Raw genomic sequence first — 14,815 nt, forward strand, 5'->3', positions numbered from 1 at the left:
GGCTAGAGTTGAGTCCATGACGACCGAGCTCGAACCACAGGAGAGAAAGCGCCTGTGGTTCGAGCTCGGCCTCATTGCGGCCCTGTCGCTGGGCCAGTCGGCCGTCTATGCAATCGTGCGCCTGGCCGATATCGCCACCCGTGGGCCGATCAGCGACGCCCAGGCGAAGCTCAATACCTCGATCTCGCCCGGCCGGGTTTCGACCTCATCTACCAGCTTCTCGACATCGGCTTCACCCTCGTTCCCGTCGCCCTCGCGATCTACCTGCTCAGTCGAGACCGGCCGGCGCAGCCGCTGTCGACCCGACTCGGAGTCGACGGGCACCGAGGGCGCGACCTCGGCCACGGTGTCCTCATCTTCCTCATCATCGGCATCGGCACCCTCGGGGTGTACGCGGGCGGCAGGGCACTGGGGATCACGGCCGAGATCCAGCCGTCCAACCTCGGCGATCATTGGTGGACGATTCCCGTCCTGCTGCTCTCGGCCGCGAAGAACGGGATCGTCGAAGAGGTCATCATCTTCGGTTTCGGGTGGCTGCGACTGCGGCAGCTGGGGTTCGGGCCCTGGCCTATCATCATCTCCCTGGCTCTCTTCCGCGCCAGCTACCACCTCTATCAGGGCATCGGCCCGTTCATCGGCAACGTCGCCATGGGCATCATCTTCGGCTGGTATTTCCTGCGCAAGGGCAGACTCATGCCGCTGGTGTGGGCGCATGTCATCATCGACGCCGTCGGATTCCTCGCCCCGGGAGTGCTCGCCCTCGTCGACTTCGGCTGAGGCCAGGAGCCCCAGGCTGAGACCAGGACCCGAAGCCGGGACAGGCGAATGGGACACTCACTCGACCTGCTGGGTTCACCGGCAGTTCACCGACGGGTAGTTCCAGGGCCGCTTGCCGGTGACAGTCTCGACCGGGTGAGCCCTCCCGGTTCCGCCCTCTGTGCCGGGCGGCCCCGGACTGGGAAGATACCCGATACAAGGAGAGAATCTATGCGAACCTTTCTGCCGATGGCCGACCATGTGCGTGGCAAGCGCAGCCCCGTCACGTGCGCACTGAAGTGCGACAACGCCTGCCTCAAGGCCACCTGCAACACATCGGCAAATGGGTATTTCCGCGATATCGTCAATGCGAAGCTCAGCCGTCGCGCGGTTCTCGGTGCCTCTGCTGCCGGTGCCTTGGCCATCGCAGTGACCACCGCACCGAGTCCGACCGCACGCTCTGCCGCCGCAGCCACCGCAGGCAGTCTCGCCTTCACCGCCATCGACCCGGTCCAGCATGAGGTCGACGAATTCGTCGTCCCCGAAGGCTACTCCTGGCATCCGATCGTCCGCTGGGGAGACCCCTTGTTCCCCGACTCTCCGAAATTTGACCCGGAGAATCAGAGCCCAGAGGCGCAGCGCCGCCAGTTCGGCTACAACAACGACTTCCTGTCCATCCAGATCGACCCCGATGACTCCAACCGGGCCGTGCTCTTCGCCAACCAGGAATACACGAACGACGCCATCATGTACCCCGAGGACATGGACGGAGCCGATCAGCGGGCGATCAGCCGTGAAGCCCACGGACTGACCGTTGCCGAACTCATCCGCACGGACGAGAAGTCGACGTGGACGATCGATGTCAACGGAAAGAAGAACCGCCGGTTCCTCATCGACACCGAATACGAGTTCACCGGTCCCGCCGCCGGTTCCGATCTGCTGCGGACGAAGGACTATCCGAACGGTGACAAGGCGCAGGGCACTCTCGGCAACTGCTCGGGCGGGCTCACGCCCTGGGGCACTCTGGTGTCCGGTGAGGAGAACTTCAACTCGTACTTCAAGGCGCAGGGCACCTCGGCGGCCGATAAGCGCTACGGTCTCGACAGCGAAGACTCGGCCAACGGGTGGGAAGCCGATGTCGACCGATTCGATACGAACAACCCGGGCTACGCGAACGAAGCGAATCGCTTCGGCTGGATCGTCGAAGTCGACCCCTGGGACCCGAACTCCACCCCTCATAAGCACACGAACATGGGCCGCTTCAAACACGAAGGGGCGAACATCACGATCTCCGATTCGGGCCACGCCGTGGCCTATATGGGAGACGATGAGAAGTTCGACTACCTCTACAAGTTCGTCTCGAAGGACACCTACGTCGAGGGCGACCGCGAACACAACAAGACGCTGCTGACCGACGGCGACCTCTACGTCGCGAAGTTCACCGGCAACTCACCGAAGTCCGAGATCGACGGCAGCGGTGAGGTGCCCGCCGACGGCGAGTTCGACGGCAGCGGACAGTGGCTTCCGCTGGTCAAGGACGGCAAGTCGCAGGTGTCCGGATTCTCCGTCGAAGAGGTCCTTGTCAACACCCGACTGGCCGCCGACAAGGTCGGACCGACGAAGATGGACCGCTGCGAAGACGTCGAACCGAACCCGGTCAACGGCCGCATCTACGTCGCCTGCACGAACAACTCCGACCGCGGCACCGACGGGAAGGCCGCCGCAGATGAGGCCAATCCGCGCACGGAGAACCGCGACGGGCACATCGTCGAGATCACCGAGCGCTCCGGCGATCATACGGGCACCGAATTCGACTGGACGCTGCTGTTGGTCTGCGGAGACCCGAAGCAGGGCGATGCCACCTACTTCTCCGGCTTCCCCGCCGATCAGGTCTCACCGATCTCCTGCCCGGACAATGTGGCCTTCGATACCGTCGGAAACCTGTGGATCTCCACCGACGGTGCTCCCGACGGCATCGGCTACTGCGACGGGCTGTTCAAGGTCACGATCGACGGTGACCAGCGCGGTCGGGTCGAACAGTTCCTGTCCGTGCCTCGCGAAGCCGAGGTCTGCGGACCACTCGTCCACGACGAGTATGAGTCAGCTTTCGTTGCGGTCCAGCACCCAGGTGAGGACGGCTCCTATGCCGATCAGCACTCGCAGTTCCCCGACTATGTCGACGCGACCGATGTCGATAAGGGAGTGGCCGCGATGCCGCGGCCCACGGTCGTGCAGGTCATCAAGGGCGACGGGGGATCGGCACCGGACCCGACTGAACCGCCGAAGGACCAGGACTCCGACGCCGACGGCACAGATGAAGGGGCCAAGGACTCGGATGAGAACGGCAACTCAGATGGTGCCGGAACTGGTGAGGACACCGATGCCAAGGGCGACAGGACCGGAACGGACGCCGACAGCTCCGGATCGACTGCCGGGTCGCAGGACGGCGCGAAGGATGCCGCGGCAGCTGGTGCAGCAGCGAGCGCCGGAAGCGACGGCGGCTCAGGTTCAGGCAGCTCCGGCGGATCCGGCTCGGGCGGCGGTTCTTCGAACGGCGGCTCGGGTTCAGGTGGGTCCGGTTCAGGCGGGTCCGGGTCGGACGGCGGTGAACTGCCGTGGACCGGCACTGACAGCACTCTGCCGCTGCTCGGCGGCGGAGCAGGTCTCCTCGCCGCCGGCGGTGCGATGGCGACGGCCGCTCATCTGCGTCGGAAGAAAGCAGACGGGACGGAAAGCGAGCAGGGATCGCCGTTGGAGACTCAGGGCGACTGATGACTCCACGACCATAAGCTGAAGAAGGCCAGAGGCGGCACTGCCTCTGGCCTTCTTCGACTCCGCAGAGTACGCGGACGCTGAGGGGCTCAGATGGTGACGGGGCCGTTCTGCGTGTTGAAGCTCACCGACATGATGCCCGGCGTCCCGTGGGGTGCGGACCAGTCGATGTTGATCTCCGAGATCGGCTTGGCATCCTGAGTGCCCAGCCAATCGCGCAGACGATCGCGGTCCCCGGCGATCTGCAGGGTGTCGATGGCGACGTCCTCATTCGTCTTGTACGTCGAAGGATGCTGCGAGGAATCGGCGGACCACTTGATGAAGAACGGCAGCTGGGGGTCGGCGATGAGCCCCTTGACGCCGATCTGCAGCCACCTGAGTTCCAAACCGGACTCCGGTGTGCGGTTTCCATCGACGGCCTTGCGTTCGAGGCGGGATTCGACTGCGGTGAGATCGTCGACCGAGACGCACCAGCCCATCCAGCCGCCGCCGAGCTCGGAACGAGCCCGGACTGCCTGGCCGAAGGGTGTCGAGAGAGCGGCCGGATGCTCCAAGGCTTCCACGACTTCGAGGTAGTGGCCGTTCGCTAGGGGGAAGATGAGGTTTCTGGTGCCGAATCGAGGATGCACACCGCCGTCGTAGGGAGCCACTCCGAGCTTCTCCGCGATCCGCTCGGCAGTCGCACGATAGCCGTCAGGTTCACTGGCGTATGACACATGATCGAGTTTCATGACTCGACAATCGCATAACCTGGCTCACACTGCCCCTTAGGGTCACCTAAGAAATCGTGATGATCATCACGCCCGGCCGCAGCGGCCCGGGCAACGGCCGAGGGCAAACGAAACCGCCCGGATGTCATCATCCGGGCGGTCGTGATCCAGCGCTGATTCGTCAGCACATGGTGAGGGGGAAGGCTCAGTGGCCCTCGGCCTTGAATCGTTCGATGGAGGCGTTGATCTCCGCTTCGGCGGCTTCGCGGCCGGCCCAGCTCGAACCCTTGACGAACTTGCCGGGCTCGAGGTCCTTGTACCGGTTGAAGAAGTGCTCGATCGAGTCGAGCATGAACTGGTCCACATCCGAGATGTCGGTATAGGAGTCCCAACGGGGATCTCCGGCGGGAACAGCGAGGACCTTGTCATCGCCGCCGGCCTCGTCCTCCATCTGGAACATGCCGATGGGGCGGATGTCGATGAGCACACCGGGGAACAGCGGCTCGGGCAGCAGCACGAGCACATCGAGAGGGTCGCCGTCGTTTCCGAGCGTGTCCTCGATATAGCCGTAATCGGCGGGGTACTGCATCGAAGTGTAGAGGTAGCGATCGAGCTTGACCCGACCGGTCTCATGGTCGACTTCGTACTTGTTGCGGGACCCCTGCGGGATCTCGATTGTGGCCAACAGTTCCATAGTGCTCCTTCACGTTAGGGGTGCATCACTAGAATAGATGGTACAAGTCCCCGTCACCGCCCACCGACGGCGACCACCTCACGGTCGTCGAGGAATGAGAGCCTGCGTTTGAACGACACCGATGCGCCGCAGAACCCGTCGGACTCCGGCTCCTCGCGCCGTGACCGCAGAAAGTCGACATCGCGGCGGAAGAAGGGCGGTGCGATCACCGCCGGCGCCATCGTGCTCGCTCTCGGGGCCTATGCCGCCGTCGACGCCTTTGACCTCGTGCCCGGCCTGCCGAGCGTGCTCACCACCGAACCCCAGGTCGAGGTCCAGACCGTGCCCACCCCGCAGGCCCACGCCCAGCAGGAGCCCGCCCCCGCCTCGGCGGTCGACGATTCCGCTCCTGTGCCCACCCAGATCCCGAAGACGATCGACGCCGTGCTCAAGGACTCGAAGGTCAAGGGCTTCGGCCTCGAGGTCCGCGACGGGGTCAGCGACGATGTCCTCTATGCGAAGGACGAGACGAAACCGCGCACTCCCGCCTCCGTGACGAAGGTGCTCACCGCGGCCGCCGCCCTGTCCGCGATCGGCGGGGAGAAGCGCCTGGCGACGACGACGGACTTCGATGCCGACACGAACACCCTGACCCTCACCGGGGGAGGAGATGTGCTCCTGTCGGCCGGAGATTCCGACCCCGGTTCGGTCAACGGGCACGCCGGCCTGCGGACCCTGGCCGAGGACACCGCGGCCGCCCTCGAGAAACAGAACATCTCCGAGGTGGCCCTCAACCTGGATACGAGCAGGTACGTCGGCAAGGACTTCGACTCCGGCTGGGAGCGAGCCGATATCGCCAAGGGCGTGATCACCCTGATCCAGCCGATCATGGTCGACACCGCCTACGTCGGGTCGAAGGACGCCGAATGGCGCGGCCGCAGCGAACACCCGGCCAAGGATGCCTTCTCGATCTTCGAGAAGGAACTGAAGAAGACCGGGATCACCGTCACCGAGGCGGCCGCCGAGTCCGAATCCAAGGCACCGACCGAATCCGAGCAGCCGTCCGAGTCCGAGAGCCCGAAGGAACTGGCCCGAGTGGAATCGGCGACGATCTCCGAGATCGTCGAATACGCCCTCGTGCACAGCGACAACGTCGTCGCCGAGGTGCTCGGCAACGAGGTCGCCATCGCCCAGGGCAAGGACGGCAGCCTCGAGAACGGCCCCGAAGCGGTGCTGGAGGCCCTCGGCGAATCCGTCGATCTCGGGCGCACACACCTCGTCGACACATCAGGCCTGTCCTATGACAACCGGATCGCCCCACACGATCTCACGACCGTCCTGCAGGCCTCGGTCGTCGCCGATGACTCTTTGGCCGGACTCGTCAGCTACTTCCCCGTCGGGGGACTGACCGGCACCCTGCATGACCGCTTCCTCGATGAGAGGAATGCCTCGGGTGTGGTGCACGCGAAGACCGGAACACTGTCCTCCGTGACCTCCCTGGCCGGGGGAGTGCTCGACGCGGAGGGCCGCTACCTCGTATTCTCCATCCAGATCGACGACGTGGATAAGGACAAGATCTTGGAAGCCAGAAAGACCGTGGATGATATCGTCACCGCACTCGCGAATTGCGGCTGCCGATGATCATCGATGAGGACTTCGCCGCCCGCACCGCCCGTGAGCTCGTCTCCGCGGCGAAGGTCCCCGAACCGGGTGTCCTCGACACACTCGTCGAGAGGATGAAGGACAACGCACTGACCGCTCAGGACCTCGTCCTCGACTCGTTTCTGCTGCCGCCGGAACATGCCGATGATGTGCGCGGCCGGCTCGCCGCCGGTTCCGTGCTCGTCCTCGACCAGGTCAGCTGGGTCAAAGCCAATGCCCAATCAGTCAACGGAATGCTCGACGAGGCGGCCCTGCCCGCCCCGGTCAGCCCCGCCACCGCGATGGCCGGTGCCGTCGAGGTCGCCGGGGTGCTCTCGCTCCTGTCGACACGCGTGCTCGGCCAGTTCGATCCCTTCGCCGTTGAGACGGGACGGCTGATGTTTGTCGCCCCGGCCGTGCTCATCGCCGAGAAGGCCATGGACGTCGATCCGCGTGACTTCCGCATGTGGGTGGCCCTCCACGAAGCCACCCACCAAGTGCAGTTCGCGACGGCGCCCTGGCTGCGCGAGCATATGCGCACCCTGCTCTCCGGAGCCGTGTCGACCCGGCTGACGATGCCCGGAGTCGGCGGGATCGTCGACCTCTTCGCCACCCTCGGGCGCATCGTCAAAGGCGAGGCCAGCATCATCGACCTCATCCGCGACGAGAAGATGCGCAATGCTCTCGACGAGGCCACCGCGATCCTGTCCCTGCTCGAAGGCCACGCCGATGTCGTCATGGACGAGGTGGGCGTCGGAGTCATCCCGAGCGTGCGCACGCTGCGTCGCAGGTTCGAGGCCCGTCGCGACGCCGCCCAAGGCGGGTTCCTCACCAATCTGCTCGGGATGGATCTCAAGCTCGCGCAGTATCGCGACGGGGCGAAGTTCGTCCGCGCCGTCCGCCGTGAGGTCGGGCAGAAGGGCTTCTCCCGCATCTACGCGAGACCTGAGAACCTCCCGCGCACAGCCGAGATCCACGAACCGCACCTCTGGCTCGACCGTGTCCACGGCTGACGGCTCGTCTGCCGGTTCCTCGCCGAGGCGGCCCACCCTCGACCCTGCGAGCGGAGCCATCCGAGGCGCCGTCCGGGCGGCACTGAAGGCGGCCGGAACAGCAGAGCCGGGAGTCATCGTCGCGGTGTCCGGGGGAGCGGATTCGATGGCCCTGCTGCACGCAACAGCGTTCCTCCACCGTCGCGGTGAGATCCGTGCCCGTGCCGTCACCGTCGACCACGGTCTCCAGACCGTCACCGCCGAGGTGGCCGCCCGGGTCGCCGCCACCGCCGAATCGTGGGGTGTGCCCGCCGAGGTGATGACCGTGAGCATCGACGCCGGTGACGAAGGCCTCGAAGCCGCGGCACGCGCCGCCCGCTATTCCGCCCTCGAAACCGCACGGGCCCAGGCCGGAGCCGATTGGATCCTCACCGCCCACACCCGCAGCGACCAGGCCGAAACCGTTCTGCTCGGCCTCATGCGCGGATCGGGCACCCGGTCTCTGGCAGGGATGAGCCCACTGAACGGACACCTCATGCGCCCCCTGCTCGGCCTCGACCGGGACCAGACCGAAGCCTCCTGCCAGGCCCAGGGAATCGAAATCTGGAACGACCCGATGAACGCCGACACCGCGTTCACCCGAGTCCGAGCCCGGCAGGTGCTGGCCGGACTCGAAGCCGAACTCGGCCAGCCGATCACCGCGAACCTCGCCCGCACCGCAGACCTGTGCCGGGCCGACGCCGATTTCATCGAAGCCCGCGCCGAGGCGACCGGGCAGTCGATCCGGGGAGCCGCCTCGGTGCCGGTGGAGGACTTCACCGCACTCGACGAGGCCGTGCTCAGCCGGGTCGTACGCGACTGGGTGATCTCACTGGGCGTGCCCGGACAGAACCTCGGAGCGGTGCGCGTCGCCGAACTCTGCGCCCTCATCCGCGACCGCAGCCGCGGTCGCCTGTCCCTGCCCGGAGACACGGAAGTCGTCGTCTCCGGCGGCCAGGTCGTGTTCCAGGCCGCGGCGAAGGCCCGCTGAGCCTCAGCTCAGCCTGGCACCGCCTGTCAGCTCTCCGCCGGAGGCGATGAGCCGACCCGCCTTGAACACGTCCCGATCCTGCGGGCAGTCCATGATCGCCGAGGTGACCGTATCGGCCGGGACGAGCACGAAGTCGGCGGGAGCACCCACACCCAGACCGAATCGGGCATCGTCGGCCAGCGCCGAACCGTCGGGGCGGGCACCGGCCATGACCTGAGCGCCACCGCGGGAGGCGATGTCGAGGCAGCCTTCGATATCGGCATCGGCACGGAACCCGTTCGTGAACGCCAGCTGCCAGGTCCGACGCAGCAGATCACCGTCACCGTACGGGCTCCAATAGTCCCTCTGCCCGTCCTCGCCGAGTCCCAGAGCCAAGCAGCGCTCACGGATGAGCGCCTGCGGCAGCACCCCCTTGGCCGGGGCAACCGTCGTCAGGGCCACTCCCGCCTCGGCGAGGGCCTCGAGGGCCCGGGCGACCTCCTGCTCCGGATTCGTGTTGAGAGCGAACGCATGGGAGACCGTGACCTGGCCGGCCATGCCAGCGGCTCTGGTGCGGGCCGCGATCTCCTCGAGCGAGAACAGTCCCGCGGTGCCCGCCTCGTGGAGGTGAATGTCGATGCCCTTGCCGTGCTTGTCGGCCAGAGCGAACACGGTGTCGAGGTGCTCTGCCGGATCCCGGTCGTAGAGCAGCGGATCGAGCCCGCCGACGAGGTCCGCGCCCTCGGCCAGAGCCGCATCGAGCAGCTCCCGGACGCCTTGCTCCTTCACGATTCCGGCCTGCGGGAAGGCGACGATCTGGAAATCGAGGACATCGGCATGAGCCTCGAGCGCTGCCTTGACCCCGTGGAAGCGTTCGAGCCCGCAGTCGGCGTCGACCTGAGCATGCGAGCGGATGCGCGTGCCTCCGGAGGCGACGATCTTCGCAATCGCGAACGCGGCCTGATCGGCGACGCTGCGCTCGCCGCCTCGCCAGTTCTCCCGATCGTTCACGATGTAGCCGTGCAGAGTGCCGTCGGCGGTGTGCGGCCGGAACGTCTGGCCCATCCGATTCGAATCCAGATGAGCGTGGACATCGCCGAGGCTGGGCAGCAGGATCCGTCCCGCACCGTCGATGACCTCCGCCCCCGTCGACCCAGTCCCGGTTCCCGGTGCAGTGGAACCGTGGGCGGCATCCTCGGCGCGGGAGATGCGGAAGAACCGGCCCTCGGTGATCTCGACATCGACGGCGGGAGCATCGGGAGTGCGCGGGAAGAGGCGCACATTCTTCACAACGATCATGTGCTCAGCCTACGACAGTCGATCATCGGATGGTATACCATCTGCGGTTGTGTCCGATTGCGCACCCGCGGCCCGCGTGCACGACGACCGCGGCGGTCTGAAAGGATGAGGCCATGACGACTTCGCCCGAGCAGGGGTTCCGACGCTCCCGCGGCCTCGACGTTCTGGCCCTGGCCTGCCTCGTCCTCATCGCCGCCTCACTGCGCCCGGCCGCCTCCTCGCTGGGCCCCGTGCTCTCCGAAGTCACGGACGGATTCTCTCTGGCCGAATGGCAGACCGGTCTGCTCACCGCTCTGCCGGGCCTCGTCTTCGCCATCTGCGGCATCATCGCCGTGCCCCTGCTCAAACGACTCGGACTGTTCACAGCCCTGGCCATGAGCGCCGCCTTCATCGTCGTAGGCGTCGGCCTGCGCGCGATCGTCACCGAATGGGTGGCCTTCGCACTGCTCACGGTCCTCTCCCTGGCCGGAATGTCGATCGGCAACGTCATCCTGCCCGTCTACGTCAAGTCCCGCTTCCCGCACCGGCCCACCCTGGGCGCGACGACCTTCACCGTCTCGCTGGGACTCGGTTCGATGCTGCCCTCGCTGCTGACTGCGCCCCTGGCCGAACAGTTCGGCAGTTGGCGCTTCGGCCTCGGATTCTGGATGATCCTGCCCTTCTCCGCGCTCATCACGTGGTCGGTGCTGCGGAGCCTGAAATCCGTGCCCGTCCTCTCCGGCCAGGCGGCCGAGCCCGGAGGAGAACGGACCGCAGCACCGCCTCGGCGAGCGGTCTTCACCTCGCCCAAGGCGCGGTACATGGCGATGTTCTTCGGTCTCCAATCGGCCAATGCCTACCTCCAGTTCGGGTGGCTGCCGCAGATCTACCGCGACGCCGGACTCGACCCGTTCCTCGCCGGGATCATGCTCACGATCGTGACCTTCGGCGGTCTGCCGGGCGGATTCCTCGCTCCGCAGATCATCGTGCGGGGCATCGCCCCGCGCGCCTTCCTCGTCTCCTTCGGCGCCAGCGCCGTCGCCGGCTATACAGGACTGCTGCTCAGCCCGGCCACCACTCCCTGGCTGTGGGCGGTTCTGCTCGGCTACGGCGGATTCGCGTTCCCCGCCGCGCTGGCGCTCATCACCTCTCGGACCCGCGAGGTCTCGGTCACGGCCTCGACCTCGGCTTTCGTGCAATCGTCGGGCTATGTGCTCGCCGCGCTGTGTCCGCTGGCCGTGGGCGGACTGCTCGGCGTCACCGGCGGTTGGCAGGTGCCGCTGTGGTTCATGGTCATCATCTCCGCGCTCATGGCGATCACCGGCTGGCTGTCGGCGGGTCCGGGGGCCGTCGACGACGAACTGGCGCCGACTTCCGGGCACAGTGGCACCGGCGAGGCAAAGTGACCCATAATGGAATCTCAAGGACCCGTTTCTGAGGAGAATCGACACTCGTGGACATCAACGATCTCGGCAATGACATCGAAAAAGTACTCGTCTCGGAAGAGCAGATAGCCGCACGACTCGTTGAATTGGCCGCCGCCATCGATGAAGACTACAAAGACAAGGACATCCTCCTCGTCGGCGTCCTCAAGGGGGCCGTCATGGTCATGGCCGACCTCGCCCGTGCCCTGCACTCGCCGGTGACGATGGACTGGATGGCTGTGTCCTCGTACGGTTCGGGCACAAAGTCCTCCGGCGTCGTGCGGATCCTCAAGGATCTCGACACCGATCTCACCGATCGTCACGTGCTCATCGTCGAAGACATCATCGACTCCGGTCTCACTCTGTCCTGGCTGGTCCAGAACCTGCGCACCCGCGGCGCGGCCACCGTCGAGATCTGCACGATGCTGCGCAAGCCCGAAGCCGTCAAGGTCGACATCGACGTCAAGTACGTCGGCTTCGATGTGCCCAACGAATTCGTCATCGGCTACGGCCTCGACTACGCGGAGAAGTACCGCAACGTGCCGTTCGTTGCGACACTGGCTCAGCACGTCTACAGCTGAGCCTGACCGCATCGCATCTTTACGCCCGCGGCGAACCCGGGCAGGGTCCGGGGTCTGTGACGGAATAGATTCGCCGTGCATTCGGGCTATAGGGGTGCGAAGTACTAGGCTGTGGGGGATGTTCCCAGGCAGCCTCGGTAGCCTGAAACGGTTGCCCACATCTTTTTCCTGAGAGGACTTATGGCCGAGTCGAACAAACGTCGCCCACTGCTGAACAAGGCGACGAAGGGCCCATTGGTCTGGATCGTCCTGGCGCTGCTCGTCGTATCGGTCGGTGCTCTGCTGTTCAGCCAGTCCGGGTTCAGCCAGATCGACACCGAACAGGGTCTGCAGCTGCTTGAGGACGACAAGGTCGAGCAGGCCAAGATCGTCGACAAGGACCAGCGCGTCGACCTCACTCTCAAGGACGACTTCAAGGTCGACGACAAGGACTTCGGCAAGAAGGTCCAGTTCTTCTACGTCGAACAGCGCGGCGAGCAGGTCGTCAAGGCCGTCGACTCAGCCGGTCCGGAGAAGGGCTTCACCGACGAGGTGCCCAAGCAGAGCTGGCTGATGTCGCTGCTGGGCACGCTCATCCCGTTCGTCATCATCTTCGTCGTCTTCTGGTTCCTCATCTCGCAGATGTCGGGCGGGAAGATGATGAACTTCGGCAAGTCGAAGGCGAAGCTCGTCAACAAGGAGAACCCTGACGTCACCTTCAAGGACGTCGCCGGAGTCGACGAGGCCCTCGAGGAGCTCGAAGAGATCAAGGAGTTCCTCGCCGAACCGGAGAAGTTCAAGGCCGTGGGAGCGAAGATCCCCAAGGGCGTGCTCCTCTACGGTCAGCCCGGTACGGGCAAGACGCTGCTGGCTAAGGCCGTCGCCGGTGAGGCCGGAGTCCCGTTCTACTCGATCTCCGGTTCCGACTTCGTCGAGATGTACGTCGGCGTCGGTGCCTCCCGTGTGCGCGATCTGTTCGAGCAGGCGAAGTCGAACGCCCCCTGCATCATCTTCATCGACGAGATCGACGCCGTCGGCCGCCAGCGCGGCGCCGGCATGGGCGGCGGACACGATGAACGCGAACAGACGCTCAACCAGCTGCTCGTCGAGATGGACGGATTCGACGTCAAGACCAACGTCATCCTCATCGCCGCGACCAACCGTCCCGACGTCCTCGATCCGGCGCTGCTGCGCCCCGGCCGCTTCGATCGGCAGATCCCCGTCGAAGCCCCGGACATGAAAGGCCGCAAGCACATCCTCGAGGTCCACGCCGCAGACAAGCCGCTGGCCGACGAGGTCGACCTCGGTCAGGTCGCGAAGAGGACCCCCGGATTCTCCGGTGCCGACCTGGCCAATGTCCTCAACGAGGCGGCCCTGCTCACCGCACGCGAGAACGCGAAGGTCATCGACAACCGGATCCTCGACGAAGCCATCGACCGGGTCATCGCCGGCCCGCAGAAGCGGACCCGACTGATGAAGGACAAGGAACGCCTCGTCACCGCCTACCACGAGGGCGGGCACGCCCTCGTCGCCGCGGCCATGAACCAGACCGACCCCGTCACCAAGGTGACGATCCTCCCGCGCGGACGCGCACTGGGCTACACGATGGTGCTGCCCAGCGAGGACAAGTACTCGACGACGCGCAACGAGCTGCTCGACCAGCTCGCCTACGCCATGGGCGGGCGCGTGGCCGAGGAGATCGTCTTCCACGACCCGACCACCGGCGCCAGCAATGACATCGAGAAGGCGACGAACATCGCCCGGAAGATGGTCACCCAGTACGGAATGAGCGAGAAGCTCGGCATGGTCAAGATCGGCGACGACCAGTCCGAGCCCTTCGCCGGGCGCGGCTACGGCGGCGGCGACGAATACGGGGATTCGACCCTGTCCTCGATCGATCGCGAAGTCCGCGGCCTCATCGACGCCGCGCACGCCGACGCCTACTGGGCGCTGACGCACAACCGCGATGTCCTCGACAACCTCGCCTACCAGCTGCTCGAACGCGAAACGCTGGACCAGGCCGCCCTCGAGGAGATCTTCGCACCCGTCGTCAAACGCGCCACTCGCGAAGTGTGGCTGGCCCACGATGATCGTCCCGTGTCCGAACGCGGCCCCATCGATCCTCCCGCACCGCAGAGTGAGCGCAGCGAGGGTGACGGGTCGACCGGCGCCGAGGTGGACACCACCGACATCCCCGGAGCCGGACCCACGGGAGTCAGCGGACCCCATGTGCCGAACAACCCGCCGGGACCCGAGAACCCGAACGGCCCCACCGGTCCGACGGGCGGACCGACCGGAGGACCCGGCACGGGCGGTCCCGGAACCGGGGGACCGACGACGAATGGCACGAACGACGACAGAGGGAACAACGACTGATGGCCGATATCGAAGAGGTCTCCGCCGGTCTCGGCCCCGCCCCTTCGGGGCAGGAGAACAAGGTCGACCAGGAGCGCATCGCCGCTGCTGTGCGTGAGATCCTCATCGCCGTGGGCGAAGACCCCGACCGGGAGGGTCTGCTCGAGACTCCGGGCCGAGTGGCTCGGGCCTATGAGGAGATCTTCGCCGGACTCCACCGCGACCCGGCGGAAGTCCTCGACGTCACCTTCGACATCAGCCACGAGGAACTCGTCCTCGTCCGCGATATCGACCTGTACTCCACCTGCGAACACCACCTCGTGCCCTTCCACGGTGTCGCCCATATCGGCTATATCCCGAGCATGAACGGCAAGGTCACGGGATTGTCGAAGTTGGCCCGCCTGGTCGAGATCTATGCTCGTCGCCCGCAGGTGCAGGAGCGTCTGACCTCGCAGATCGCTGATGCCCTCGTCGACCATCTCGACCCGCGCGGCGTCATCGTCGTCGTCGAAGCCGAACACCTGTGCATGACCATGCGCGGCGTCCGCAAACCCGGCGCTTCGACGATCACCTCCGCAGTGCGCGGGCAGCTGCGCGAAAGCGCCTCACGAGCAGAAGCGATGAGTCTCATCCTCGGTCGCTGAG

The 14,815-nt window shown here is 65.8% G+C and carries 12 protein-coding genes; 9 read left to right on the plus strand and 3 right to left on the minus strand.

What is annotated here, in order from left to right; translation table 11 throughout:
• The first annotated feature begins 54 nt into the window (after window positions 1–54).
• Both AC2W7L_RS08945 and AC2W7L_RS08950 read left to right on the plus strand, forming a co-directional pair.
• The gene (locus tag AC2W7L_RS08945) at window positions 55–777 is read left to right on the plus strand and encodes a CPBP family intramembrane glutamic endopeptidase (protein WP_486004171.1); all 723 of its coding nucleotides are present in this window, start codon (window positions 55–57) and stop codon (window positions 775–777) included.
• A gap of 210 nt (window positions 778–987) precedes the next feature.
• Entirely contained in the window at window positions 988–3,528 is a 2,541-nt protein-coding gene (locus AC2W7L_RS08950; protein WP_486004172.1) for a PhoX family protein, read from the plus strand.
• 89 nt (window positions 3,529–3,617) lie between these two features.
• Here the strand turns inward: AC2W7L_RS08950 and AC2W7L_RS08955 are convergent, their stop codons facing one another.
• A complete protein-coding gene (locus AC2W7L_RS08955) occupies window positions 3,618–4,259 on the minus strand; it encodes a VOC family protein (protein ID WP_486004173.1) in 642 nt (213 codons plus the stop codon).
• Window positions 4,260–4,443: 184 nt separating this feature from the next.
• The gene (locus tag AC2W7L_RS08960) at window positions 4,444–4,932 is read right to left on the minus strand and encodes an inorganic diphosphatase (protein WP_486004174.1); all 489 of its coding nucleotides are present in this window, start codon (window positions 4,930–4,932) and stop codon (window positions 4,444–4,446) included.
• A 108-nt stretch (window positions 4,933–5,040) separates the two neighbouring features.
• Between AC2W7L_RS08960 and dacB the strand changes: the two genes are divergently transcribed.
• From dacB to tilS, 3 genes are read left to right on the plus strand one after another with little or no spacing between them, the layout of a single operon-like run.
• Entirely contained in the window at window positions 5,041–6,552 is a 1,512-nt protein-coding gene (gene dacB, locus AC2W7L_RS08965; protein WP_486004175.1) for a D-alanyl-D-alanine carboxypeptidase/D-alanyl-D-alanine endopeptidase, read from the plus strand.
• Window positions 6,549–7,565 (plus strand): zinc-dependent metalloprotease, encoded by a 1,017-nt coding sequence (locus AC2W7L_RS08970; protein ID WP_486004176.1) that lies wholly within the window; start codon window positions 6,549–6,551, stop codon window positions 7,563–7,565. Before dacB ends, AC2W7L_RS08970 begins: the two co-directional genes overlap by 4 nt.
• On the plus strand, window positions 7,552–8,574 hold the full coding sequence (tilS, locus tag AC2W7L_RS08975; protein ID WP_486004177.1) for a tRNA lysidine(34) synthetase TilS: 1,023 nt from the start codon (window positions 7,552–7,554) through the stop codon (window positions 8,572–8,574). The genes AC2W7L_RS08970 and tilS overlap by 14 nt, the downstream gene beginning before the upstream one ends.
• A 3-nt stretch (window positions 8,575–8,577) precedes the next feature.
• Here tilS and AC2W7L_RS08980 read toward each other — a convergent pair whose 3' ends face one another.
• On the minus strand, window positions 8,578–9,852 hold the full coding sequence (locus AC2W7L_RS08980; protein WP_486004178.1) for an amidohydrolase family protein: 1,275 nt from the start codon (window positions 9,850–9,852) through the stop codon (window positions 8,578–8,580).
• 113 nt (window positions 9,853–9,965) lie between these two features.
• On the opposite strand from AC2W7L_RS08980, the gene AC2W7L_RS08985 reads away from it, so the two are divergent.
• The 4 genes from AC2W7L_RS08985 to folE all read left to right on the plus strand — a co-directional run bounded on the left by AC2W7L_RS08985 (window position 9,966) and on the right by folE (window position 14,814).
• The gene (locus AC2W7L_RS08985) at window positions 9,966–11,237 is read left to right on the plus strand and encodes an MFS transporter (protein ID WP_486004179.1); all 1,272 of its coding nucleotides are present in this window, start codon (window positions 9,966–9,968) and stop codon (window positions 11,235–11,237) included.
• 47 nt (window positions 11,238–11,284) lie between these two features.
• Window positions 11,285–11,836, plus strand: a complete 552-nt coding sequence (gene hpt / locus AC2W7L_RS08990; protein WP_025778026.1) for a hypoxanthine phosphoribosyltransferase — start codon at window positions 11,285–11,287, stop codon at window positions 11,834–11,836.
• Between the two features lie 180 nt (window positions 11,837–12,016).
• Entirely contained in the window at window positions 12,017–14,191 is a 2,175-nt protein-coding gene (gene ftsH / locus AC2W7L_RS08995; protein ID WP_486004180.1) for an ATP-dependent zinc metalloprotease FtsH, read from the plus strand.
• A complete protein-coding gene (folE, locus tag AC2W7L_RS09000; RefSeq protein WP_486004181.1) occupies window positions 14,191–14,814 on the plus strand; it encodes a GTP cyclohydrolase I FolE in 624 nt (207 codons plus the stop codon). The genes ftsH and folE overlap by 1 nt, the downstream gene beginning before the upstream one ends.
• The last annotated feature ends 1 nt before the right edge of the window (window position 14,815 follow it).

Source organism: Brevibacterium sp. LAARM3_SD1 (genome assembly GCF_057364765.1).

Bases quoted from the DNA above. Each gene is read 5' to 3' on its own strand.
- AC2W7L_RS08950 (WP_486004172.1), top strand. From the start codon at position 988: ATGCGAACCTTTCTGCCGATGGCCGACCATGTGCGTGGCAAGCGCAGC.
- AC2W7L_RS08955 (WP_486004173.1), bottom strand. From the start codon at position 4,259: ATGAAACTCGATCATGTGTCATACGCCAGTGAACCTGACGGCTATCGT.
- AC2W7L_RS08960 (WP_486004174.1), bottom strand. From the start codon at position 4,932: ATGGAACTGTTGGCCACAATCGAGATCCCGCAGGGGTCCCGCAACAAG.
- AC2W7L_RS08970 (WP_486004176.1), top strand. From the start codon at position 6,549: ATGATCATCGATGAGGACTTCGCCGCCCGCACCGCCCGTGAGCTCGTC.
- AC2W7L_RS08980 (WP_486004178.1), bottom strand. From the start codon at position 9,852: ATGATCGTTGTGAAGAATGTGCGCCTCTTCCCGCGCACTCCCGATGCT.
- AC2W7L_RS08985 (WP_486004179.1), top strand. From the start codon at position 9,966: ATGACGACTTCGCCCGAGCAGGGGTTCCGACGCTCCCGCGGCCTCGAC.
- ftsH (WP_486004180.1), top strand. From the start codon at position 12,017: ATGGCCGAGTCGAACAAACGTCGCCCACTGCTGAACAAGGCGACGAAG.
- folE (WP_486004181.1), top strand. From the start codon at position 14,191: ATGGCCGATATCGAAGAGGTCTCCGCCGGTCTCGGCCCCGCCCCTTCG.